General features: G+C 45.5%; 22 protein-coding genes. 14 read left to right on the top strand and 8 right to left on the bottom strand.

Annotated elements, in window-relative coordinates; genetic code table 11:
- Positions 1–117 precede the first annotated feature (117 nt).
- Together H6F77_RS15110 and H6F77_RS15105 are read left to right on the top strand one after the other, a co-directional pair.
- Positions 118–1,596, top strand: coding sequence for a UDP-N-acetylmuramoyl-L-alanyl-D-glutamate--2,6-diaminopimelate ligase (locus H6F77_RS15110; RefSeq protein ID WP_190489513.1), 1,479 nt, complete (start codon positions 118–120; stop codon positions 1,594–1,596).
- Positions 1,597–1,704: 108 nt separating this feature from the next.
- On the top strand, positions 1,705–3,252 hold the full coding sequence (locus tag H6F77_RS15105) for a DICT sensory domain-containing protein (RefSeq protein WP_190489512.1): 1,548 nt from the start codon (positions 1,705–1,707) through the stop codon (positions 3,250–3,252).
- Between the two features lie 128 nt (positions 3,253–3,380).
- Here the strand turns inward: H6F77_RS15105 and H6F77_RS15100 are convergent, their stop codons facing one another.
- A complete protein-coding gene (locus H6F77_RS15100; protein ID WP_199321349.1) occupies positions 3,381–5,018 on the bottom strand; it encodes a sensor histidine kinase in 1,638 nt (545 codons plus the stop codon).
- Between the two features lie 254 nt (positions 5,019–5,272).
- On the opposite strand from H6F77_RS15100, the gene H6F77_RS27915 reads away from it, so the two are divergent.
- Positions 5,273–6,502, top strand: coding sequence for a general stress protein (locus H6F77_RS27915; protein ID WP_190489511.1), 1,230 nt, complete (start codon positions 5,273–5,275; stop codon positions 6,500–6,502).
- Positions 6,503–7,252: 750 nt separating this feature from the next.
- Complete coding sequence (locus H6F77_RS15090; protein WP_190489510.1) at positions 7,253–8,575, top strand: general stress protein; 1,323 nt, start codon at positions 7,253–7,255, stop codon at positions 8,573–8,575.
- Between the two features lie 125 nt (positions 8,576–8,700).
- Here H6F77_RS15090 and bioF read toward each other — a convergent pair whose 3' ends face one another.
- Positions 8,701–9,867: an 8-amino-7-oxononanoate synthase gene (bioF, locus tag H6F77_RS15085; RefSeq protein ID WP_190489509.1), complete on the bottom strand. Its 1,167-nt coding sequence runs from the start codon at positions 9,865–9,867 to the stop codon at positions 8,701–8,703.
- 76 nt (positions 9,868–9,943) lie between these two features.
- Here bioF and H6F77_RS15080 point away from each other — a divergent pair, with 76 nt between their 5' ends.
- A complete protein-coding gene (locus H6F77_RS15080; RefSeq protein ID WP_190489508.1) occupies positions 9,944–10,882 on the top strand; it encodes a DHH family phosphoesterase in 939 nt (312 codons plus the stop codon).
- A gap of 244 nt (positions 10,883–11,126) precedes the next feature.
- On the opposite strand, the gene H6F77_RS15075 is transcribed toward H6F77_RS15080, so the two are convergent.
- Positions 11,127–11,639, bottom strand: a complete 513-nt coding sequence (locus H6F77_RS15075; RefSeq protein ID WP_190489507.1) for a hypothetical protein — start codon at positions 11,637–11,639, stop codon at positions 11,127–11,129.
- Positions 11,640–11,677: 38 nt separating this feature from the next.
- On the bottom strand, positions 11,678–12,058 hold the full coding sequence (locus H6F77_RS15070; RefSeq protein WP_190489506.1) for a DUF1823 family protein: 381 nt from the start codon (positions 12,056–12,058) through the stop codon (positions 11,678–11,680).
- A gap of 147 nt (positions 12,059–12,205) precedes the next feature.
- Between H6F77_RS15070 and H6F77_RS15065 the strand changes: the two genes are divergently transcribed.
- On the top strand, positions 12,206–12,757 hold the full coding sequence (locus tag H6F77_RS15065) for a PsbP-related protein (RefSeq protein ID WP_242022178.1): 552 nt from the start codon (positions 12,206–12,208) through the stop codon (positions 12,755–12,757).
- A gap of 28 nt (positions 12,758–12,785) precedes the next feature.
- Here the strand turns inward: H6F77_RS15065 and H6F77_RS15060 are convergent, their stop codons facing one another.
- Complete coding sequence (locus H6F77_RS15060; RefSeq protein ID WP_190489504.1) at positions 12,786–13,304, bottom strand: CPBP family glutamic-type intramembrane protease; 519 nt, start codon at positions 13,302–13,304, stop codon at positions 12,786–12,788.
- A 158-nt stretch (positions 13,305–13,462) separates the two neighbouring features.
- Between H6F77_RS15060 and H6F77_RS15055 the strand changes: the two genes are divergently transcribed.
- The gene (locus tag H6F77_RS15055; protein WP_190489503.1) at positions 13,463–13,753 is read left to right on the top strand and encodes an acylphosphatase; all 291 of its coding nucleotides are present in this window, start codon (positions 13,463–13,465) and stop codon (positions 13,751–13,753) included.
- A 131-nt stretch (positions 13,754–13,884) separates the two neighbouring features.
- Positions 13,885–14,715, top strand: a complete 831-nt coding sequence (locus H6F77_RS15050; RefSeq protein ID WP_190489502.1) for a hypothetical protein — start codon at positions 13,885–13,887, stop codon at positions 14,713–14,715.
- Positions 14,716–14,904: 189 nt separating this feature from the next.
- Here H6F77_RS15050 and H6F77_RS15045 read toward each other — a convergent pair whose 3' ends face one another.
- Complete coding sequence (locus H6F77_RS15045) at positions 14,905–16,068, bottom strand: pyridoxal phosphate-dependent aminotransferase (RefSeq protein WP_190489501.1); 1,164 nt, start codon at positions 16,066–16,068, stop codon at positions 14,905–14,907.
- 223 nt (positions 16,069–16,291) lie between these two features.
- On the opposite strand from H6F77_RS15045, the gene H6F77_RS15040 reads away from it, so the two are divergent.
- The 5 genes from H6F77_RS15040 to H6F77_RS15020 all read left to right on the top strand — a co-directional run bounded on the left by H6F77_RS15040 (position 16,292) and on the right by H6F77_RS15020 (position 19,426).
- Positions 16,292–16,564 (top strand): hypothetical protein, encoded by a 273-nt coding sequence (locus tag H6F77_RS15040; protein ID WP_190489500.1) that lies wholly within the window; start codon positions 16,292–16,294, stop codon positions 16,562–16,564.
- Positions 16,565–16,585: 21 nt separating this feature from the next.
- On the top strand, positions 16,586–16,747 hold the full coding sequence (locus tag H6F77_RS15035; RefSeq protein ID WP_190489499.1) for a hypothetical protein: 162 nt from the start codon (positions 16,586–16,588) through the stop codon (positions 16,745–16,747).
- A gap of 485 nt (positions 16,748–17,232) precedes the next feature.
- Entirely contained in the window at positions 17,233–17,967 is a 735-nt protein-coding gene (locus tag H6F77_RS15030) for a CAP domain-containing protein (protein WP_190489498.1), read from the top strand.
- A gap of 412 nt (positions 17,968–18,379) precedes the next feature.
- Positions 18,380–18,853: a helix-turn-helix domain-containing protein gene (locus tag H6F77_RS15025; RefSeq protein WP_190489497.1), complete on the top strand. Its 474-nt coding sequence runs from the start codon at positions 18,380–18,382 to the stop codon at positions 18,851–18,853.
- Between the two features lie 3 nt (positions 18,854–18,856).
- Positions 18,857–19,426, top strand: a complete 570-nt coding sequence (locus H6F77_RS15020; RefSeq protein WP_190489496.1) for a VapC50 family PIN domain-containing toxin — start codon at positions 18,857–18,859, stop codon at positions 19,424–19,426.
- A 41-nt stretch (positions 19,427–19,467) separates the two neighbouring features.
- Here H6F77_RS15020 and bchH read toward each other — a convergent pair whose 3' ends face one another.
- Positions 19,468–23,148: a magnesium chelatase subunit H gene (gene bchH, locus H6F77_RS15015; protein ID WP_190489495.1), complete on the bottom strand. Its 3,681-nt coding sequence runs from the start codon at positions 23,146–23,148 to the stop codon at positions 19,468–19,470.
- Positions 23,149–23,356: 208 nt separating this feature from the next.
- On the opposite strand from bchH, the gene H6F77_RS15010 reads away from it, so the two are divergent.
- Positions 23,357–23,527: a hypothetical protein gene (locus H6F77_RS15010; RefSeq protein WP_190489494.1), complete on the top strand. Its 171-nt coding sequence runs from the start codon at positions 23,357–23,359 to the stop codon at positions 23,525–23,527.
- On the opposite strand, the gene plmA is transcribed toward H6F77_RS15010, so the two are convergent.
- The gene (gene plmA / locus H6F77_RS15005; RefSeq protein ID WP_190489493.1) at positions 23,528–24,511 is read right to left on the bottom strand and encodes a transcriptional regulator PlmA; all 984 of its coding nucleotides are present in this window, start codon (positions 24,509–24,511) and stop codon (positions 23,528–23,530) included.
- Positions 24,512–24,531 lie beyond the last annotated feature (20 nt).

The raw sequence follows: 24,531 nt of genomic DNA, 5'->3' as shown, positions 1-24,531 counted from the left end.
TTATGGCAGAATCCAGACGCCTCTATAAACCAAAGAGCCATCTAAGAATCCAACATCATACCTGTAGAGATCAGCAGGGGCAAAATCCAGAAGATGCTTGTGTGAGGAGTTAACAATATGAAATTGCGCGATTTATTGGCAAACGTACCTAATTTGCAACACCCCAGCCATGCGGCTCTTGATGCTGAAGTCAAAGGTATAAGCACTAATTCTCATGCTTGTCAAGCAGGAGATTTATTTATCGGGATGCCGGGAACGCGGGTAGATGGGGGAGATTTTTGGGAAAGCGCGATCGCCGCTGGTGCTGTAGCCGCCCTCGTTTCGCCCCAAGCTGCACAGAAATCTGGTGCAGACCCCCGCGTTATTGCTGCAACAGACATGACTCAAGCTTGTGCCTCTGTCGCCGCTGCTTTCTACGGCTACCCAGCAAAACAAATGAAAATGGTGGGAGTCACGGGCACAAATGGCAAAACCACAACCACTCATTTAATCGAATTTTTTCTAAACAAAGCGGATCTGCGTACAGCTCTTTTTGGCACCCTCTATGCGCGTTGGCAAGGATTTGTACAAACAGCAGCCCACACAACACCTTTTGCCCCCGAACTGCAAGAACAACTGGCTCAAGCCGTAGCCGCTGGGTGCAAGATGGGCGTGATGGAAGTTAGTTCCCACGCCTTAGCGCAGGGTAGGGTAATGGGCTGTCCTTTTGATGTGGCAGTTTTTACCAACCTGACTCAGGATCATCTAGACTACCACCGCGATATGGAAGATTACTTCGCGGCAAAGGCGCTGCTATTTAGCCCAGATTATTTGCAAGGTCGTGCGGTAATTAACTTGGATGACGCTTATGGCAAGCGGTTGATTGAGACAATCAACCCAGACGGGGTTTGGAGTTACAGCGTCAGTGACTCAACAGCAGCTTTGTGGATGTCCGACCTAGACTACAGCTCAACTGGCGTAAGCGGGATGTTGCATACGCCCAAGGGTGATGTGGCTTTCAGTTCGCCTCTGGTGGGGCAGTTTAATTTAGCTAACTTGCTGGCTGCTGTGGGCGCTGGTTTGCATCTGGGTCTAGATTTGTCTGCAATGGCGGATAGTTTACCAGAATTTACCGGAGTGCCGGGACGGATGGAGAGGGTGCAGATTAGTCCAGAACAGAATATTAGCGTAATTGTCGATTATGCACATACGCCGGATAGTCTGGAGAATTTGCTCAAAGCAGCACGACCGTTTATTAAAGGGAAAATGATTTGCGTGTTTGGGTGTGGAGGCGATCGCGATCGCACCAAGCGCCCCATAATGGGTAAAATTGCCGCCGAACTAGCAGATATTGCAGTCGTCACCTCAGATAACCCGCGCACGGAAAACCCAGAACGGATTTTGCAAGATATCTTGGCTGGGATACCATCTGACGTACAGCCTGTAGTCAACGGCGATCGCGCTGCTGCCATTCGGCTGGCAATTCTACAAGCACAACCCGGAGATGGCGTCCTCATCGCCGGAAAAGGCCATGAAGACTACCAAATACTAGGTACGGAAAAAATACACTTCGACGACCGAGAACAAGCGCGAAATGCTCTGGCTGAAAGATTGTAGATTTAAAATGTTCGATTTAGGATTTGGGTGGTTAGCCTAGAACCAGATAAGTGTTGGTTTTACAAATCACCTTTGCTCCAAAATCGCTAATCGAAAATCCAAAATTGTATGCCTGTCTCCCTCTACCAGCTGGCGCTGGCTACACAGCCAGCGCCCCAGCGCCTTTCAGTTAGTCCCGCCAGCCTCAAATCGTTGCTTGGGGCAACCATCGATGTCCTGATCGAGCAAAAGATCGCCAGCGAACTATGGGTAAAGCTACCGCCCGGTCAGGTCTGGCAAGCAGAAATTGAGCGCTTGCAGGATCTGGCTGTTTCCCGGCACACGATTTATCTGTGCAATGCCACTCAGCAACAAAGGGAAGGGTTGCTGTCTGATGAAGAGTCGGAAATTGTCCACGTCCAGCTAGAGGGTGGAAGCGAAAAAGATCGCGAGTATTTTGTTCTAGCTGTATCCGACAAGTTTTGCGGCTTGATTTTGGCGCGGCGAACATCCGGTTCTAAAAAGGAGCCTGGTGGGGCAATGGGGGCGCAGAAATCTTGCTTTGACAGCGATGATATGAGCATTAGAGTTAGTCAAACAGGACGAAAACCAGCAGTTTTTTCAGATGTAGCTGCACCCTTTGAAGTAGAAGCATCGCCTGCTGGACTGCTATTAGAAGATGAGGTAATCCCCAAGAAAAAACCATCGTTGATGGCTCTTTGCACGTTTGAGCGTTTTGCAGTGCATGGGGTTTTGGAGGGTATAAAAGGGGCGATAACTCAAGCGGGTAGTCTAAGGGATAAAACAGGAATAGGTGAGCCTAGCGATCGCGATTGCTCTGTTGTTATGCTTACCCAATTGTTGGCAAAACAAATACAACGACAGGATGAAATTAGACGTAATGCCGTCAAAATACAGAAGGGCGATCGCTCGACAGAAGTCCTTGCACAAAAAAACGAAAGCCTGCTGAACGACCTGCACCTTAAAGACGAGTTTCTCAGCCATGTAGCGACAGAACTGCGAACGCCCTTAACGAACATGAAAACAGCACTCACCCTGCTGGGTTCAGCGCAGCTCAAACCCGCCCAGCGGCAACGCTATATGCAAATGTTGAATAGAGAGTGCGATCGCCAAGGTTCCCTAATTACTGGATTGCTGGAATTGATGCAGCTAGAGCGCACTCCCCAACCAGCACAAGTGCAGCCCGTGCATCTCATCGACATAGTACCCGCTGTCGTCAGCACTTATCAGCCCCTCGCTGGCGAAAAAGGCGTGCAGCTAGGATATACCGTCAGCACTGCGCTTCCATATGTTTCCTTCCCAGAGCCTTGGCTGCGACAAATTGTTATCAATCTACTGCATAACAGTATTAAATTTACACCCCCAGGCGGCCAGGTTTGGGTACGCTCGAAGCAACAAGGCGAATACGTGCAGATCGAATTTCGCGACACTGGTATGGGCATTGCTGCGGGGGAAATTCCCAAAATATTCGATCGCTTTTATCGAGGACGCCCAGCCAGCAGCGAAGATGTTCCCGGTGCGGGTTTAGGCTTAACCATAGTGCAGCAACTGCTCCTGCGCTGCGGCGGCTCAGTTTCTGTCACCAGCCGACTGGGTGAAGGTTCCACCTTTAAAGTGCTGCTACCAGTTGACCAAACAAAGCAAAAAGCGCCCTAATCTGGGTTTAGTTTTGCTTACCGAATATAAGGGTTTAGACAGGCAAAGGATAAAAGAAATGGTTGCCAGAGCAACTTATTAGGCAAATTTACCGTTTCACCAGCTATGCGCCCAAGCCAGCGGGTACTTCACGCATTCCATATACTGCGGTTTTGTAATTCAAGAGGCAAGAAAATTGTCAGCACTTCACCTTGTTTAGGGCGCTGGCGCACTATTAATTTCCCTCCCAAAGCTTGGAACAAATTCTTGGTAGCGTTGAGATTGAGGCTAATGTTTCCAGTTTCCGGCTGGAATACTAGCATCTGACCAAGTGACTTCCCGCTTGAGTCTGCGACTTTTGCTTGTCCGCTATCCTCTTCTTCAGGATGCGATTGACAACAAAGTTGCAGTTTAAGCTGGTCTCCGGCTGGTATTACCTGAACCTGAATGTGACCGCCTGCTGGTAGGTTGCGGGTGAATTTTTCCATCAATCCAGTCAGCACCTGATCTAACATGGCGGGATTGCTCACCACAGCGGGTAGCTTTTGGGGTAGTACAACGTCAAGGGTTAAGTTGCGGCGACTGGCTTGTTTTTGCCAGTGGGGAATGCTGTTTTGCAATACTTGGGCAAGAGAGGTTGTGGTTAGGGCACCCTGCCAATCTTTAACTTCTGAAGTTTCTAATTCGACGGCGCGGAAAATTAACTCCATGCGGTTAATTTGCTCGGTACACTCGTGGTCGATAATCTCCAGACGCTTGATGATATCAGCTCCGAGGTCGCGGCGCTTTAGCAACAGCCTGGTAAGGGTGCGAATGGTGGTAAGCGGCGTGCGTACTTCGTGGGCAAAGGCTTGCAGCAATTCTACATCTTGCGATTTTAGATTTTGGGTTGGGGTTGAACAAGCGGGAGTAGAAACGGTGGATTTTGGAGCGATCGCAGCTTCTTGCGAGATCGCCCTCTGTTCTTCTGCTCCTTTGCTCCTTTGCTCCTCTACTGGCGCTACATCTTCGGGTAAATGTTTCAGCAGCAGGCGACTAAACTGCATGACGGTTCGGTAATCTGGGGCTATGGGAGGAAACCTCTCCACTAGGGCATCTAAGTGACAGCTGCGATCGCGGCTTGTAAGTAACAACCGATACTTTAGCGACGCCCATGCTTGCTGCACTACTTCAGGGTCAAAGGAAAATTGAAAAGCTGGATTGCCGTTTGCGTTTTCTCCCAGCACCATTACTAAACTAAACGCCGGGGTAAAAACTATACAAAACTGCTCTGCTCCTAGCGGATCTTCTGGTAGCAAAGGCAGCGAGTAAGGGCATTGCGGAACATTATTTGTCTGCCCAGATTGTGCAGGCAGCAAATGATATGGCATCAATGCTAGAGGATTAAATTGTTCTGCGGTGAAAACCCCAGTTTGAAAGCTCCTCATCAAATCTGGATGGCTCAAGACTGGCACGGGGCCAGCTAAAACTAATCCTGTAATTTGTAATTGCTCGGGTAAGATAGCATCAATTGAATTTGTAGGGTTATCTTGTCCCCCCTCAAGGATTTCTAGGAGCAGATGTTCTAGGGATGCGATCGCTCCACACCACTCCCTGTGCGCTTTTACTCGCTCTTTTGCCATCCGGCTGCTAGCGTGTCGGTGGCTGTTCTCTATTACTTTTGCCTGCCCTGCATCAGACAAAAAATGATCTTGCCCAGTTGGTGTACTCCGGGCTAACACTTCACTCAGCGTTGGTAATAACCACTTTTGCACCACTTTATCGACCCCTTCCACAGCGACGGACAAATGGCAGTACCTAAACTGCCTTCCTATTAAGAGATTATCGGTATCAGTCAAGATACTGGGGGCGTAGAACCGAACTGGCAAGTCGCGATCGCCGCTTTAACACAAGAATATCTTTTGCCTTTCTGTTGATAGATCGGTCGTTACACCTCCAGGGTGATGGAAACTGCCGAGGAAAAGCCTAAAAAAGTATTTAGAAGATAAATTCCCCACAAATTCTGTATTTTAGCTATCTGTGTCCAGTGGAGATTAAAAAAATGACTTTAGAGCGAGATAAACGTGCTGTAGGTGTATTTCGTACTAAGCGACATGCTGAAGATGCGCTGCACGAGTTGAGAGATTCGGGTTTTCCGATGGATAAAGTTTCTGTCGTTGCACGAGATGCCGATAGAAATGAGGAAATAGCTGGTGCTGATGTGAGCGAACGTCCTAGAGACTCACACGGCGATCGCGAGGGCAATCAAGCTGACTTGGGTGCTACAAAAGGCGCGATTACTGGCGGCGCTTTGGGAGGTCTAACTGGCTTATTAGTTGGTTTGGGTATATTAGCAATTCCGGGAATTGGCCCTGTTATGCTCGCAGGAGCTACGGCAACAACTATTGCAACGACTCTTTCTGGTACTGCTATAGGTGCAGTCACCGGAGGGTTGCTGGGCGCATTGGTTGGTTTGGGAATTCCTGAAGAAAGAGCCAGAGTTTATAACGAAAGAGTTAGCCGGGGTGAATATCTAGTAATAATAGATGGCAGCACTAGGGAAATTGCGGCAGCAGAAGCTATTCTACACCGTGGCGGCATTCAAGAGTGGGGTATCTATGATACACCGGGCGTTGATACCGCTCGTACCAATTATGCAACGGCTACCGCTCCTACGACTGGAGTTGCTAGCGCTGGTATTGCTAGAAACAAATACGCTGTGGGCTACTTTCCCCACCGTCGCGATGCAGAAATAGCTGTCAAAGATCTCAGAAATGCTAGCTTCCCCCTGAACCAAGTTACTCTGGTGGCGCAGAATTTTGAACAGCCGGAGCGATTTGCAGGCGTCGAAATGCGCGATCGCTTTGACGCTATGAGAATGGGATTGCCAGATGAGCGTGCGCGGTTCTACAACGACCGCGTGATGGGGGGAGAGTATGTAGTTATAGTCAATGGTACAGAAGATGAAGTGCATCGCGCCGTACCAATTCTAGGCAATAGCGGTCTTCAAGAGTGGGAAATTTTCGATCCAACTGCTATTCATTCCCAGTCTGCTGTTTCTACCCCAACTGCTGCAACAACTGCATTTACTGGCGGTAATGTTCCGAACCAGCGAGGTATTCAAGAGGCTAGTATTTATGATGCAGCCGAAGGTGTGGATAATACTACACGCAACTTCAACGAGGGCGATCGCAACTCTCACCCAGCCGTCGATACCACCCACCCCGATTACCAAGTTGTTAGCAAACACCCCGAAGTCGTAATCATCGATCGGCGAGACGAGACTGTATAAGCTTGGCAGTTGTCCATTTGTTTAACAAAAAGTTGAGGAGCAGGGCTAATAAAAAACTTGCTCCTTACCAGTTCTATAAATATAAAAAAATTTTGTATCTATCAATTCAGATAACAGAAACTATCTCCAATCAGCAACATTTGGCTACAATTAAATTTTTAACTAAGTAAATTAAAGGTTTCAAAGTTGTGGTTAATAAAACAACTTTTGTGCCGCCCAAGAATGATTAATATAACAATAAACTTCAACGTTATTTCTCGGTAAATGACTTTACGGGGATAGGTTGACAAACAAAAAATCCTATTAGTTTTGTTAAACTAATAGGATTTTTTATTTAAGTTGGGTCTTATAAACTCAGTCATCCGCTTAATTATTTGTAGGATGGGTAAAGCGCAAGCAGTCCCCATCAAATCCTTATTAATCTTGGCTTTCTTTCCTCAAATAACGTACAAGATGACACGATTTAATTCAATTCTCCTACTTAACAGGCTGCTTACAGAAGTAGGAAAAAACGTGGGCGGAAATTTTCAGCGCATCCCTGTCCCCGCAGCCGTTTCGAGCAAATGAAAAGGCGGTTGTGTAAGTCGTATAAATATCTCACCAGTCTGTTTGGCTTGAGAAATTTGTAGTTTACGCCTCCAGGGTGATGATTTCCATGATAAAAACGTGAATAAAGTAGGAAAAGCAATAATTACAAAAAACTTAAATATTTTTGCAACGTTATTTATCTTTAAACGGGAGGATAAAAACATGGCTTTAGCGCAAGACAAACGCGCCTTTGGCGTCTTCACCAGTCGTGCAGCGACGGAAGAAGCCCTCAACGAACTGAAGAATTCGGGCTTTCCCATGCAAAAAGTTTCTATAGTCGCACAGCATGCGGAAAGTCGAGATGCGATCGCTGGGGTTGATGTTCAAGACGAATCTGGCGATGGACTTACAGATGGCGTTAAAGCAGGTGCAGTTGCAGGCGCTGCTACAGGTGGCTTATTTGGCTTAATAGGCGGTCTGAGTCTGTTGACAATCTTTGGATTCGGCCCCATATTGGCAGGGGGCGTTTTGGCAGCGCTTCTGGGCGAAACTTTGGTGGGTGGAGCAATTGGCGCAGCAACGGGCGGTATGCTGGCGGCATTGCTGAGTTTGGGGGTTTCTGAAGACTTAGCCAAAATCTACAGCGATCGCCTGCATAATGGCGATTATTTGCTCATGCTAGATGGCACTGAAGAAGAAATTAATCGTGCCGAACCAATGCTGCGTCAGCGCGGAATTGAGGATTGGGGCGTGTATGATGCTCCAACATTCGATCTCCCTGTTGGGTTTGCAAACGCTTACCCTACTGGTGTTAGTGGCTTGGGGATGGGAATGGATACCGTTCCTTACCCACTGACCGCTGCTACCCCTGACGCGAGTTTAGGCAAAAGTAAGCTAGCTGTTGGTGTATTTTCTAACCGTCAAGAGACGGAAGATGCACTCCACGCGCTGAAAAATTCTGATTTTCCGATGCACAAAGTTTCTATCCTCGCACGCCATACAGACAAAGAGGATGAAATAGCTGGCGTTCACGTGGGCGATCGCGTTGACGACAGCAAGATTGATGAAGGTGCTATGACTGGCGCTGCTGCTGGCGGTGCTTTGGGAACTTTAACTGGCTTATTAGTTGGTTTGGGTGCGTTGGCGATTCCTGGAGTTGGCCCTCTTGCGATCGCTGGTGCTACAGCCACCGCGCTTGCTACTACTCTCACTGGCGGCGCACTTGGCGCTTTAGCTGGTAGTTTGGTTGGTGGATTTATTGGTTTGGGAATTCCTGAAGAACGAGCCAAAGTTTATAACGAGTTGGTGTCTCGCGGCAAGTATTTGGTGATGGTAGATGGCAAGGATGAAGAAATTGCTCGTGCCGAAGCTGTTCTGAGCGATCGCGGTATTCAAGAATGGGGGATTTACGATGCACCTGATACTACAAAAACTGTAGATAGCGACAATCGGGAAGTACCAACCGCAACTGTTGACAGCGATTACAAAATTTCTAACCCTGCCCCTAATGTCACCATTATTGACCGTCGGGATAACATTGTCTAAACTTACAATTTGTCGCGTCTCTTAACTACTAATTAAGTAGTTGGGCATAATTTAAAGGCAATATTTTTTCCTCACTCCCAGCCCATCTCCTGCCAGAAAAAGGGTTGGAGGTGAGATTTTTTTGCTTAATTAATATAGCTCAATGCTTCCACTAATCGCTCAATGTGCCCTATTTCGTGAGTCGCCATCATGGAAATGCGAATCCGACTTGTTGGTACTGTTGGCGGACGAATTGCGGGGGCAAAAATTCCTGCATCTTTTAACTTTTGCCCAACTTTTAGTGCTTCGGTTGGATTGTTTAATTGAAAGCAGAGAATAGCAGATTCAGAAGGCAACAATTTTAGTTGTGGCAATTGTTGAGAAATTAGCTGTTTCAGGTACGCTACATTTTTCCACAGGTTGGCGCGGAGTGATGGTTCTTGTTGGATAATAGCGATCGCTGTTAGGGCGGCGGCTGTATCGGCTGGGGAAAGTCCTGTAGTGTAAATCCAACTAGGGGCGCGGTTACGCAATAAGTCAATTAAGGCTTTTGTTCCTGCTACATATCCTCCCAAACTTCCTAATGCTTTGCTTAACGTGCCGATTTGAATTATTGGCTTTTTAGTACACCTAAAATGTTCTACGCACCCGGCACCATTTGCTCCTAAAACTCCTGTAGCATGTGCTTCATCTACTAACACCATGCAACTAAATTCTTCAGCTAAATCTAATAATTTTGGCAATTGACAAACGTCGCCATCCATGCTGAAAACACTATCGGTGATAATCAAGCAACGGCGATATTGTTGGCGGTGTTGATGCAGTTGGTTTTTTAAATTTTCGATATCAGAGTGAGGGTAGTCGAGGATTGTTGCGCTACTGAGGATTGCACCATTTTTGAGACTAGAGTGATTGTATTGGTCAGAGAGAATTAAATCGCGTTTTCCGACAAGAGAAGCGATCGCGCCTAAGTTTGCCAGATAGCCGGAACTGAATACAAGCGCATCTTCAGTTTGTTTGAGAGAGGCGATCGCACTTTCTAATTGCCGATGCAATTCGCGATGTCCGCTGAGTAATCTAGAACCAGTCGCACCCGTACCAAATTCTTTAGTAGCTGCGATCGCCGCTTGAATCAGGCGATCGTCTCCAGCCAAACCCAAATAGTCATTACTAGCAAAATTGATAACTTCGCGTCCTTCCAGCATCACTGTACTACCAGGACGCTCATTGATAGCCTGTACCGATCGATACCAGTCAGCGCGGTGAATTGTAGCGAGGGATTCTTCTATCCAAGCGTAAGGGTCAGTCGGCATTATGGAAACAAATCGTGGAATACGTTATATTGTCCCTGATAACTCCCCGTCCATTTAGAAAATCAGAGGTGTGGTTATGGCAACAACCGCTCAAAAATACAGATTAGTTACGCGCAGTGATTTCGATGGACTTGTCTGTGCAGTTTTATTAAAAGAACTGGATATGATTGACGATATTAAATTCGTCCATCCCAAAGATATGCAGGATGGAAAAATTGAAATAAGCAAAAATGATATTACAACAAATTTGCCTTATGTGGAAGGCGTTCATTTAGCCTTCGATCACCACGCTAGCGAAACTATTAGAAATCAAGAAATCAAAGATAACCATATTATCGAGGCAGATGCGCCGTCAGCAGCGCGGGTTGTATATAACTATTTTGGTGGTGCGGATAAGTTTCCGGAAATTTCATCAGAAATGATGGAAGCGGTTGATAAAGCAGATTCAGCCCAATTTGAGATGGATGAGGTTTTGCATCCCGAAAAGTGGGTACTGTTAAACTTTTTGATGGATGCTAGAACTGGCTTAGGTCGGTTTAAAGAATTTAGAGTATCGAACTATCAATTGATGATGCAGCTAATTGATTACTGCAAAAATCATGCGATAGATGAGATTTTGGAATTGCCGGATGTAAGGGAGAGGGTAGACCTTTACATGGAGCAAGAAGAGAAATTTAAAGATCAATTAGAAAGATGCTCAAAAGTTTATGGCAACTTGGTTGTTATAGATTTAAGAAATGAGCCGATGATTTATGCAGGGAACAGATTTATGTTGTATGCTTTGTTCCCTGAGTGCAATATTTCAATTCACCAAATGTGGGGATTGAAGCAACAAAATACAGTTTTTGCTGTTGGCAAGTCTATTTTCAACAGGACTTCAAAGACAAATATAGGGGAATTGATGCTTAAATATGATGGCGGCGGTCACGCCAATGCTGGAACTTGCCAAATTGATAATGATAAAGCTGATGATGTTTTGAAAGAGTTGATTGCTCAAATCAATGCGGATGGTTAATTCTTGAACAAAACAAAAGTAAAAGAAAGATAATAATTAGCCTGGGGTAAATGGGGCGCGATCGCCCTAATTAACTGAAATTTTCAGCTTAGGCGATCGCTTTATTTACAAACATCCCTCACGTAGATGATGTACCGTTGCTGATGGCGCGATCGCCGCATATAGCAGTGAAGGGGAGATACCCGACTTCTTAAAGAAATCGGGTATATGAAGTTTCTTTCTACTTAGATGAACCTTAAACTTATTAACGCCGCCAAACCTCTACAGAATCAATATTTTCATCAGGTAGCCAAGCATTGCGATCGCCTGAAACTTCTACTGTGCCATCTTTAGAAAAAGCAATTCTTAGCACGTTGGTGCGACCGACATCTAAGTATCCCGCCGCCCACACTTGGAATCTTGTAGCACCAGTGAATATTAGTCTATAGGCTCCAGGACAAAAATTAAAGGTTTGCCTGCGATTGAAATTTGTAGGTTGAAACACTAGGTCTTTATTCAACCACACGCCTCCCCAATCATCGCCTCTAGCGACAAACTCCACCAAGACTGGTCTAGAGTAGCCGTCTGGGCAATCTCCTGTATAAATAGTGGGAGGATAACACCCATAATAGTTGCATTCACCTGGAAATTGAGCGATCGCTCCCGTCGCGTAAGGAAGCAAACTGAGACTCGCACTGACGGTAGAGATCGCTAACACTTTTCCCGTATGAAATAGCAGACGATGCGATCTAGACCGAGGAATATTAATAGTCTTCATGGCTGGTAATAGGCATTATTAAGCCACTAAGACGATGTTCAGCGATCGCTAGTTTCCCGCTTTTGTTTCATATAACTCAACAGCCAATTTGCCACCGTTGCACGGCGAGTTTGTCTGGGGCCAAATTCACCCACTTTATAGCCTTTAAAACCCAGTTCTTCTTTCAATAGTTGCTTATTTTCGGGGGGAATAGAACGAGTAAGTTTTACAGTGGGAGGGCGATTTTCAATAAAATTAGGAGGTTCTGGATACTCCTCACGCCATTCTGATGCCACGTTATTTATATCCCACTGTTGAGATGAGTTGTCGTAGCTATAACCCAGACAGTCCCAGACTAACTGGTTGACCATTGCATCATCAATCTTATCGTTGATAATGTCCCAAATCGTCTCATTATTCAGCGGCGGTAAGTTAGACATGGCAAAGGTAATATAGAAGGATACAAGAACTCAATCGTGGCTCATTTCAGCTCGGTTAACAGCGTTTCTTGTATATTTTACAGGTAAATCTACACCATACAAAGCACTAAATATATGCACAAGAGGACATTAGGCAGCTTGGCAATTATGGGGGTAATAGCCATCGCTGGAGTTACACCAGCAGTGCAAGCTACAGACGCAAATAGGGGTAAAGTTATTGAAAAGCTGGCAAGGGCAGCTAATCCTAATTTATCGACTTATCAGAACGCTGCATTTAAATTGAGCATACAGTATCCGCGCACTTGGAGGAAACAAGAACAAATTACGGGTCTTTTGGTTATGTTTTTATCACCAAAAGAAAGTAATGCGGATAAATTTCAAGAAAACTTAAATATACTTGTACGACCTTTAGCAAGACCTGCAACTTTGGCTGAAGCTACAAAGTTAGGTACCCAACAAATGAAGGAAATGCTCTCAGACTTTAAACTTATCAGTTCTAAAACTACAACTTTAGGTAACAGTCCGGCAAATCAAATAGTATTTACTGGCAAGCAAGGTAAATTTAACCTAAAGTGGATGCAAACTTATACGATTAAAAACAAGAAAATATACGTGCTGACGTATACCGCAGAGGTCGGCAAATATTCTACTTTTTTGGGAACTATTCAAAAAACGCTTAATTCATTTAGATTAAACTAGGCTGGGTGAGGCGGGGAAACTTAGCAATTTACCCATGCAGTTCTCTATATCCGCCTAATAGTAGTAGCCAGACTACTACTATTAGCCAGTGAATTACAACGGGAGGCCATAAAGAGCCGCTTTGCAAATAGGAGACAGTACAGACTATACCTAAAAGCGCTGCTAATAAAAGGAATACTGGATTTCTAAAAGTTACATCGTGTCCGGGTGCGAAAATATTCAGAGGATGGTAAACAATAAACACTATCAAACTAATACTTCCCCAGATCAACTGTGCTGCTAAGGAAGCATTTTCTGTGGGATGAGGGAGTAGTAAAACGCGAAAAAATAACTCTTCTGTTATTCCAGGCATAACCAAAGCTCCAAGCATGACAGCAGCTACAATTTTCCTAGAGGATTGAATATCAAATTGAATAAATCGATATTTTAACCCGATTGGCAAGGAAATCACTGCATATATTAATAGCAGTAAAGCTGCGTAAATCCAATCTTGGGTAGCGGGAATAGTTAAGATTGCTGTAATTAATCGCTGTATGACATGAAGCATTTAATTTACAATCTCTGATAAGGATTTATCAGTTAATTTAAACTTTCGCGATTCACAATATACCATACACTTAGCGGAGCTGTTGTGACCTACTAAAAAATTGGTATAACGCTTAAAATCTGATTGAGACGCAAGATAACATTACACCAAAGCAGTCAATGGATAATCCTTTGCCCCCCAATATTCACGCCCACGTTTTTATTTCTGGAAAAGTTCAGGGAGTTGGCTATCGTTTCTCAACTATGCACGAAGCTAATAAGCTGGGAGTCAGCGGTTGGGTGCGTAATATGCCTGATGGTAGGGTAGAAGCGGTATTTGAAGGAGATATGGCAACTCTGTCGCAGATGATCCAATGGTGCCATAAAGGGCCGCGAGCCGCCAAGGTTGAAGATGTGGCGGTTGACTACAAAGCAGCAGAAGGGTTGCGGGGGTTTGAAATAAGGGGGTGAGCAAAAGAATATTATGAGTGCGATCGCGTTTTCCGCAAAAGTGCGATCGCGCTTTGTATCTGCATACATTAAAGATGAATATATAGCAAACTGCGGCGTTGTCAAGAGCAATGCTAACCGCAGATAAACTGATGGAAATACTACAAAAAACCCCTACTCAACTGACACTCGGATTCCGACCCTGGTACTTATGGATATATGGAGGACTTTCTCTAGTAGGAGGGCTGGTAATGGCCTTCGTTATCGTGTTCCCTATTAGTAAGACTAACACCTTCACTTGCGTGCGATCGCAGCCGAGTGGAGGCAATTGTCAGCTAGTAAGCTCAACGTTGCTGCAATCGCACGTTAAAACTATTCCACTGAAAGAATTACAGGGAGCTAGATTTAATAAAGTTAATAATAGTAATGGCAACCCAGAGCCACGAGTTGTGTTACTTACAAGCCAAGGTGAGGTTCCATTTCCTTTCATTCGTAGTTACCACGCTACAGCGCAGTACACGCAACTTAAATGGATGGCCTCTGAGATCAATTCTTTTGTAAAAAAACCTGACGAACAATCTTTAACAGTAGAGGAAGGAGATCTCAAAACTGGCTGGGTTATATGCGCTTTTTTTGGTTTAAATTTAGTGTGGTTTGTATTTGAGGGCGCAGTTGTGACCTGCCGTTTTGATAAAACCCTTGGTTCCATGACTACAAAAAAACAGTGGTGGCTTGTCACTAAAACTATAGAGAAACCACTTCGAGAAATTGTTGATGTGCAGGTGCAAGAACGACACACCCGGAGCGGTAAAATTTATCGAATCAGCTTGGTGCTGGCTTCTGGCAAGCGTCTATCTCTAACTCCTTACCACCCTAACCCAGGCTCCAAGAAAAAACAGACACAAGAAACCGCTGATTTTATTACTAAATTTCTGAATTTAAAGGCAATTGATAACCAAGAACAAGATTTTATTTCAGGATAACAGCTATCAGCATTTTAAAATACTTATTTGAACTATAATGTAGGTTATTAGGAAGTTGAAAACGAGCGAGCGCGCTTTTGTTTTGGTGAAAGCGCGCTCGCTGGTTACTTAAATTAGGATATTCAAGTTGGGAGATTCTACAAACTTGCGAATTTAATCAAAGGTGGGCAGCGCCCACCCTACAAACTACTAAAGCGATCGCACAAATTTATCCAATCTGTCCATCCCTTTCTCAATCGATATCATGTCAGTGGCGTAAGAAAGTCGGATGTGGTCATCCGCGCCAAAGGCAATACCGGGAATAACAGCAACTTGCTGATTTTCTAGTAGCGCATCGCAGAATTCAAGAGAAGTTAAACCAGTCTCGCTAATATTAAAAAACAGGTAGAAAGCTCCATTTGGTTTAGAGCAATTAATACCAGGGATAGCAGTGAGACGCTCGTACATCACTTCACGCCTTTGGGCAAAGGCGAGGCGCATTTCTTCGACACAATCTTGAGAACTTTCTAAAGCTGCGATCGCTCCATACTGAGCAAAAGTACAGACATTTGATGTACTGTGACCTTGGATTGTACCCGCAGCTTTAATCAACTCAACGTCCCCCGCTAAATAGCCTATTCGCCATCCCGTCATCGAATATGCTTTAGCAAACCCGCTGCTGATAATTGTGCGGTCGAAAATTTCTGAACCGAAAGAACCAATACTGACGTGTATGGCTCCATCGTAGAGAATTTTTTCGTAAATTTCGTCAGATACAACTAAGATATCTTTTTCAACGATGACTTCCGCGATCGCTTGCACTTCCTCTGGCGAGTACACCATCCCAGTTGGATTAGAAGGGGAATTGAGGACAAATAACTTAGTCCGGGGCGTAATAGCCTTGCGGAGTTGATCTGGGGTAATTTTATAACCAGTCGAGGCGTCTGTCGGCAAGAGTACTGGCGTACCGCCTGCGAGTATGACCATTTCTGGATAACTCAGCCAGTAGGGAGATGGAATAATTACCTCATCGCCTGCCTCAATTAGCGCCATCATCAGGTTGTAAAGAGAATGCTTGCCACCGTTGGTGACAAGGACATTCTCAGGCCCGTAGCAAAGACGATTGTCCTGTAGCAGCTTGCGGGCGATCGCTTCCCTTAATTTGGGTTCGCCATTAGCTGCACCGTACTTAGTCTTGCCCTCATCTAGCGCTTTCTTAGCAGCGGCTTTGATATGCGCTGGGGTGTCGAAATCTGGTTCCCCCGCGCTAAAACTACAAACATCAATCCCCACTGCCTTCATCGCCTTGGCTTTCGCTGCGATCGACAACGTTAACGAAGGCGTTACCTGTCCCACTCTTGCTGCCAGCTTCATGCTCACTTTATCCGGCGTATCTCTGATTTTTTAAGGATATCTCACACCCATCCCTCATATCTGTGTTTTTTAATGCTTACCCCACCCCAAGCGCCAACAGGGGCGTTGAAATTGTTGTTGCTAGCCAAGGCTTGCGGGTTGATAGCCGGGGCGATCGCGCGAAGATAAATTCTCTACAAAAGAATTTAAGCCACCCTAAAATCCCACATATCACCGCTATACAGTGGGCGGGGCGATATTCGGCGGTGGCGCTACTGTGGGCGGGGCGATATTCGGCGGTGGCGCTACTGTGGGTGGGGCGATATTCGGCGGTGGCGCTACTGTGGGCGGGGCGATATTCGGCGGTGGCGCTACTGTGGGCGGGGCGATATTCGGCGGTGGCGCTACTGTGGGCGGGGCAATATTCGGCGGCGGCGCTACTGTGGGTGGGGCGATATTTGGCGGTGGCGCTACAGTAGGCGGCGGGATATTGGGTGGTGCAGCCCCGGCTATTTGATTGCAAGTGGCGATCGCGCAAATGCTTGTAGCTGCGGCTAGGCTTACTTTTAATGCGGTTGTTAGTTTCTGGGAACGCATAAATTTATATTTCTGTTTCTTTGTAAGTTTTACTTTGCGATCGCTCTTGCCAGAAATATACCATCAGATTGGCCGTAGCGATGATAGCACGATCGCTTTCTAGGGAATATTAACTCGGCTACACTAGCGAGATTGAAGACAAAATGAGCAGCGAGCCTGTACTAGATATTAACGGGTTTTTGAGTGGAATTAACGGACGCTTAAAATATCCATTGGCTGGGAATGATACTGCGCGATCGCAATATTTTTTTAGCAGATAAGCATTGAATTGGGCAACTTTAATTGCTGGATTTCAGCAAACTTATGGAAAAAATTAAGATCCATTTTATATCGCATCTCATACTCGTCAATGCTGGAATAATAGTGCAAAATAAGAGTTATAACAAACTGAACGTCAGGAACCTGTAGTTGGATAAATCCGACAAAAGCTCTTACGGGCGCGTTAGCCCCACACAAAAGGGGAATGCATCGAACAATAAGCGGCAGACTTCTTAAAGCCGCGATGCTGTTGGGGCAGCCGAATCCGCGCATTCGCGTCGCTATGCGAAGGCTACGCGCACGCACAAATCAAAGAAAGTGAGGTTATTCATGCGCTCGATTGGATTACTTGCGATCGCCCCAGTGGGGTTGTTAGCAGCTTTTTCTCAAACGCCTGCCATTTCTGTACAAGGCAATCAAATTAGTCCGGCAAATCGTCAACAAGTGACAGCAAAATTACCTAATCAGAATTCTGAAATATTGGCTCAAGCTGGTGCTTCAGCTTCGCTTTCAGCCTTTGAAAAAGGCATCATTGATGAAACGAACCTAGCGCGAAAAAATCCCGCTGCTTATGCAGCCCAGATGCAGAAAATCAGGCAGTATTACAAGGGAAATAGATTTGAACTTCCCGGCCAAATTCCAATACTCACCCAGGAAGGAGTTAAAGCAGTCGATGAGGCGATTAACTATTTGAAATCAGCTAAGCCGCTGCCACCCATTACTGCTTCCAGGGGGATGTCTTTGGGCGCGAGGGATCATGTCAAAGATCAGGGGCCAAAAGGTGCAACGGGACATAATGGCAGCAATGGCAGCAAACCTTGGGATAGAATCAACAAATATGGAGCTTGGCAAAAAGTTGTAGGCGAAAATATCAGTTATGGCCCGGATGACGCCCGCAAAGTTGTGATGCAGTTGATCATTGATGATGGGGTTCCCGATAGGGGCCACAGAGTTAACATTTTTAAGCCAGATTTCCGCGTAAGCGGGGTCGCTTGTGGGCCGCATAAGAAGTATAGGACGATGTGCGTAATTACCTATGCTGGAGGGTATGCAGAAAAGCGTTAATTGAGCTTAAATGCGCTGAATTCGCATTGGAATATTAAGGAGGGATGCTGCTGGCAGCATCCCTCCTCTTTTTAGTTTTTATTTCAATAAATTACTGATAATAAATTCTCGTCGCTTCACTAGATTTTGGCGGTAATTTTTCATGTTGCTCCTCACTCACCTTATTCACGCGAGCGAGAATTTGTTTCTCAATGAATTGGTTGATCGTAAATGCGCGTTGCTTATCCAACTGTCACCCTTCAATTTTGGCAGCTCATTTATTGCAGTGCGCTCACAAAAAAGATTACTTTCGTTTGTTTCGTCTATTGCGTTCGTTTCGCATATTGGTTATCATGATACTAGATTGCAATCCGACTCCTCCTTTAGAGAAGTAGGACACGCTGTTGAATTAGATAGTAAGAGGCGGATATCCATGACACTTTCTGCGTATCGAAACGCCCCACCACTTGCACCTACGGAAAACGACGCTACTCTTGCTAGAGACAGTAGCCGGGCTTTGGCATCCTATATACAGAACACGGAACCCTACCGCACAATCAGGGTGATGAAAGATGACAATATGGGCGAGGCTGTTGCCATACCAACAGAAGCTTTTCGCCTGCTCGTTGACATTTTGGTTCAGATGGCGAAGGGTAACGCCGTAACGTTGATCCCAATACACGCAGAACTCACCACTCAAGAAGCTGCTGACATTCTGAATGTTTCCCGCCCCTATTTAGTACAGTTGTTAGAGTCTGGAGAAATCCCCTTTCGTAAAGTTGGGACTCGCCGACGAGTGCGTTACCAAGATTTAATTCACTACAAAAACCAAATTGACGCGGCAAGGATGCAAACCCTCGATCAACTTGTTGCCGAAGCTCAAGAACTTAACATGGGATATGAGTGAAGCGTGGCAAATTTCACTGCTGTCTATGATGCTTGTGTCTTATATCCAGCACCACTTCGCGATTTCTTAATGCAACTTGCGCTAACTGACTTGTTTAGGGCGCGTTGGACAGATGAGATTCACAACGAGTGGATCGGAAATGTTCTAAAAAACCGTTCCGATCTCACACTCGAACAACTCAGCAGAACTAAAAATCTAATGAATGCAAATGTTCGAGATTGCGTTGTAACAGGTTACGAAGCAATTATCTCAGGGTTGCAACTTCCAGATCCAGGCGATCGCCATGTTCTGGCAGCGGCAATTCGCTGTAATGCCAGCGTTATAGTCACTTTTAACTTAAAGGACTTCCCTGAGCAAGCACTCGCACCGTATGGCGTTGAAGCTCAGCATCCGGATGAGTTTATCCTACAACTGCTTGACCTTAACCCAGCAACGATCTGTGCAGCAGCAGAAAGACAGCGCAGCAGCCTTAAAAATCCACCCAAGACAGTTGATGAATATTTAGACACGCTGCTACAACAGAGGCTTCCGCAGTCAGTTAGTGCCCTGCGGGAGTTCTGTTATGCGATTTAGAGTGGAGTTGTAGGGTGGAATAATTACAGAGATCTAGGTTTCTAAACCGTAACTCCTTCAATTTCTGCATCGGATAACTCATACAATTGGCGCAACTTCTCTAACTTCTCATTATCCGTTTGCCAGAAACCACGCCCATTTGCTTCTAACATTCTGCCGACAATATTGCGGAAAGCTTCAGGATTAGAATCTCGCAACTTATTCGCCATCTCTTCATCAAAAGCATAGGTATCAGCGGCTTGGTCATAAACCCAATCATCGGTAAAATCAGCCGTACCACCCCAGCCAATTAACGCTGTCATTCGTTGCGATATTTCATAAGCGCCACCGCTACCTTGATTCGCCATCGCTTCAGCCCATTTGGGGTTAAGCAACTTGGTTCGATACTCTAGACGAAGCAAATCTTCTAAGTTGCGCGGTGTTGTATCTTTCGAGAAACTTTCGACAAAACTGGCGTTAACTTTTTTGCCGCTTTGTTTTTCTGCTGCCTTTTTCAAGCCGCCCGTATTGGCGTAATATTCTTGAATATCGGTGAGACCATATTCAACAGAATCAATTTCTTGGACAATGCGATCGCACCCTCCCAATAACTGGTTAAACACTTCTTGCCTAGCTTGTCCTTTGTCCTTTCTCCCGTAACTAAAAACATTGCGGCTAGCCCAAGTATTCCCCAACTCTTCCCCCGATTCCCAATTACCATCCACAACGCGATCGTTAACCAACGAACCAAAATCGCCAGCAGGATTAGAAAACAATCGCGCCGCCACATTCTCCACACCCTGCGCCTTTAATGCCAAAGCGTGTTTGCGGATAAAATTCTTATCTTCTGGTTCATCAGCATCAGCAGCGCGTTGAAAAAGATCGTCCAGCAATTCGATAATATTGACAAAACTATCGCGGAAAATTCCCGACAAATTCCCCAGCACATCAATACGGGGATGACCAACTTCTGCCAACGGTTTCAACTCGTAGCGGACAATTCTACCAGTACCTTCTTTAAATGGTTCTGCTCCTACTAATTCCAGTAAAATACCGATAGATTCACCCTTAGTTTTGATAGCATCCAATCCCCACAACATCACCGCCACAGTTTCGGGATACTTGCCATTTTCTTTAACGTGCTGGGCGATAATTTTCTGAGCAACTTCTCTACCGCGTTCGTAAGCAGCAGGTGAGGGCATCCGATAGGGATCTAAAGCATGAATATTGCGACCAGTAGGCAACACGCCAGGGCCATCTCGCAACAAATCTCCGCCTGGTGCTGGGGGGATATATTCGCCATTTAGTCCGCGCAACAGATTAGTTAATTCATCGCTAGTTTGCATCAACAAATCACGAATCTGTTCGCCTTCTGTACTGCCATTTTGTCCGCTATCTCCAAAATAAGCCTGGAGGTAAGAATCCATTTCCTGTGGAGTTGGATTATCGCCCAATGTATGCAAGCCGGATGAGAACAGGCGATTTTCTACAACTTGCAGATATTCGTACAGTTTCACCAAATAATGATTGAAGGCATCTGCACTAAACAATCTGGCATTTTCAGGAGTAAAAGCAATTCCCAATCGCTTCGCATTCTCAAACGGACAATCTGTATCTATTCCAGTATCTACAATTTTCTTGCAGATACCCTCTTTGAGAGCATAATTCTTCTGAGGATCTTCGCGATATTCTGCAATTAATTCCCGCAGCGTTACCAATTCTTTATACAATCCAGCACGACCATAAGGCGGTACATTGTGGGAAATTAGCACGCCATAGCCGCGACGCTTTGCCAACATTGATTCTGATGGATTGTTAGCGGCATATATGTATAAATTGGGCAAATCTCCTAACAGAATATCTGACCAAGAATACCCGGTATTTCCCAATGGAGATCCGGGCAACCATTCGACGGTTCCGTGCATCCCAAAGTGAACGACTGCATCAGCTTGAAAATCGTTTTGCAGCCATTTATAAAAAGCAGCATACTGAGGGTGAGGTGTCAAATCTCGCTCGAACATTAACCGCATTGGATCGCCGGAAATTCCCAAAGGTGGTTGGACGCCAATCCAAACATTGCCTAACTGGATTCCGCCGATCTGGAAGTCATCGCCATAAGTTTTGATGCCAGTGGAGGTGAGAGATTTCCACTGTTTTTCGATCCGGGTAGTTAGTAGATATCCCAACCATTTTTCTAGGGTTTTAACATTGACTGTTCCACCCTCACCCTTAGAAGCTATGCCATCAAAAGATAGGGGAATAAGAGTTTCTTCATCTGCTTCTTTTACCATGCGAATTAGTTCTTCACCATCTTTTGGTAAATTGCCAATGTTGTAGCCTTGGTCTTTCAGTGCGTGGAGGAATTTGAGGAGCGATCGCGGTACATTTAACAAAGCCGCCGTACCCGTTGCACCATACCCAGGCGGAAACCCATATAAAATAATCGCAATTTTCCTCTCCGATGGTGGCGTTTGTCGCAGAGAAATCCAGGTTTTTAATCTCCCAGTTAATCGCTTAACTCGTTCGGGAATTATATAGATATCCTCTCCTACCAAACCTCCAAGGGGAATAGGATCTATTGCCCCATCTAATTCTGGCAAAGCATACAAAACCACACTTTGCAATCCTCCAACTCCTTGGCGCGTCCAAGAATGTATGTCTTGAATTAGCAACGGTGCTGAGACAATATAAGGTACATTCTTGGCAGTAAGAATGCGTTTAGCAACTTCTACTTGCCGCCCTGCTTCCATCGAACCAGCGGGGCCACCTACGAGAGGGAAACCGATGGTAGAAACAATTGCATTCACTTCAACTGCTTCACTGGAAAGGGAGGGAGTTTCAATATTACCAACTTGTCTTTGGGCAGTTTCGTAAGCTGTTGTCATCCAATCTCTTACTGCAACATGACCTTCTACACCGTTAATAAAAATGGGTAATGGGATTAACCCTGCTTTTTCAAAGTGGCGAATTAGTTGGGGAATGTAAGGCTGTTTTGTGATGACGTGCTTGCGATAAAGCAAAATACCGACTACTGGATTTTGGATTGCGGTGGGCGTTGCCCGACCTACTTGTTTTTGATACCATTCCAAGTATTGTCGAGGGGATTCAAAATAACCTTGATAGTCGGGATGCAATAACCCCATGTTTGGGGTTTCAACAGGTGCGGGAATGTCTCCCACTTTTAAACCTAAATATTTATCTGCCAGCGTCCAAAATAAGGAGGCAACGTTATCTGATCCGCCTGCGTTCCAGTAACCGTAGATAATCAGCCAGTTGCGTAGGTCTTGCACCTTTTGTACGGGCACAAATTTTAATAACTTTGGCCCTATTTTCAAAAAGCTGATGTAACCAGCGAGTTTGTCTTCTTCTCGTCCGTTGCTGAATTTATCGAGGATGAATTTAACTGGTTTGGGCATTCCTTTGGGCTTGTCGCCGATGGAAAATGCACCGATTTTGGTTAAACTCATCAATTCAAGCGCTGACTCAAATACCAGGCGAATGGGGATATTTTGAACGCGATCGCGCAACCACATCACTTGGTCGTAATCAAACAGCAGACTGCCAAAAAATACTTCTGCGCCTTGGAGTGCGGCTTCTACTTTATCGGGTTCTGTCGAGATCTCGCGATCGCTAAACACCCGAATATCCAAATCCGGACACCGCGCGATCGCCTCAATAGCCGCTTTCCGGTAGAGTTCAGCGTTGAAGGATTCAAACCCAGCAATTAAAACGATGCGTTTCATGTCCCAGCAGCTCGAAATATTTCTTCATCATTTCGATCATAAAGCGGCTGTCAGGTTAAAGCTGTGGATAACCGATTAATCTCGCCAGAATACTCTAACTTCAGTATCTAACCCCCCAACAGCCACGCAGATAAAAACAAAGTTGCATAACCCAAGGATGGCTAGAGATACGACTTATCAGATCCAGCCACCCATTCATCTGTGTTTTATGCAACGCCTAAAAAACTCCCTTCTCGCCGCGATTACCCTATTCCCCGTAGCGATCGCAATCTCTATAGTGCGCGTAACATTAAATCCGCCTGAAACTATAATTATCCAAAATCTTGTTGTCTCCCGTCCATTTATTAGCACAAATCGCAAATCTAAAATTCAAAATTGATTAACCCAAACCTAATTCCCGTTTAAGGAGATTGGTTGACTTGCTGCCGATATAGTTCTCGCTGCGGATAATGTGGGGGGGACGAATAATATCTTCCCTAGAGTCTGAAACTATTTTTTTAAGGGCTGCGTAACTTGCCTGATCGCTGATAATAGTGTGAGCGCTGCGAATGATGGCATTTACCTTGTAAGTATCTTTGAGCTGTGCCGTCATTACCAGCAAATCATCCCCGCGCAGGCTGTGAACGATAATTTCTGCCACTCCCAAGATGCCAGCACTGAGACTAATAATGCCAAGGCAACTATCTTTGGGGAGGCGTGTAACCTCTTGGATTTCTTTTTCGTAGTCGTAGATGTCAACGGGGATGACGCGGACGGATTTGGGTGCAGCGATCGCCTCTGCATCTCCGATAAAATAGCGACTGGTAACAACCGTCCCAGAATGAGTTTGCTCTAAAACGTGACTCAGTTCTTCTAGCGGTACTAACTGGACGGGAATCAGCAAAGATTTTTCCAGTTCCTGCACCATCAATTCGCCAGCACCAATATCTCGCGCTGGAACAGTTACAAGCACCCGCGCACTGCAACGCAAGCGCCAGTCAATCTCTGCGAGGAATATTTCCCTAGCTTGGTTGAGCGAACAACCCTCGTTAAGCAAATTGTCGAGGCTTTGCTGCACGAGTTTGTACGCTTGGGGATATTGTTCTAGTATTGGCGATCGCAATTTTGTATTGCTCTCGTGACCCAAAGCTCTGACGTAAATGCCAGATCCAGCTAGCGATTCTACCAGTCCGGTTTCTTCTAGCTGTCGGTACACCTTGCTGATGGTGTTGCGGTGCAACCCGGTGATCATAGCCAATTGCCGCGTGCTAGGCAAGCGGTGTCCGGGGGGAAATTGCCGGGAAGCGATCGCAAACTGTATTTGGTCAAACAGCTGTTTTGATGCTGGGATTTCACTGTCTGGCTGGATATGAAATTGAACCATTTTAGGGCTTCCACGCCGCC

The organism is Microcoleus sp. FACHB-831 (genome assembly GCF_014695585.1).
Taxonomy (GTDB): Bacteria; Cyanobacteriota; Cyanobacteriia; order Cyanobacteriales; family FACHB-T130; genus FACHB-831.
This window is presented reverse-complemented; position numbering and strand designations above follow the sequence as displayed.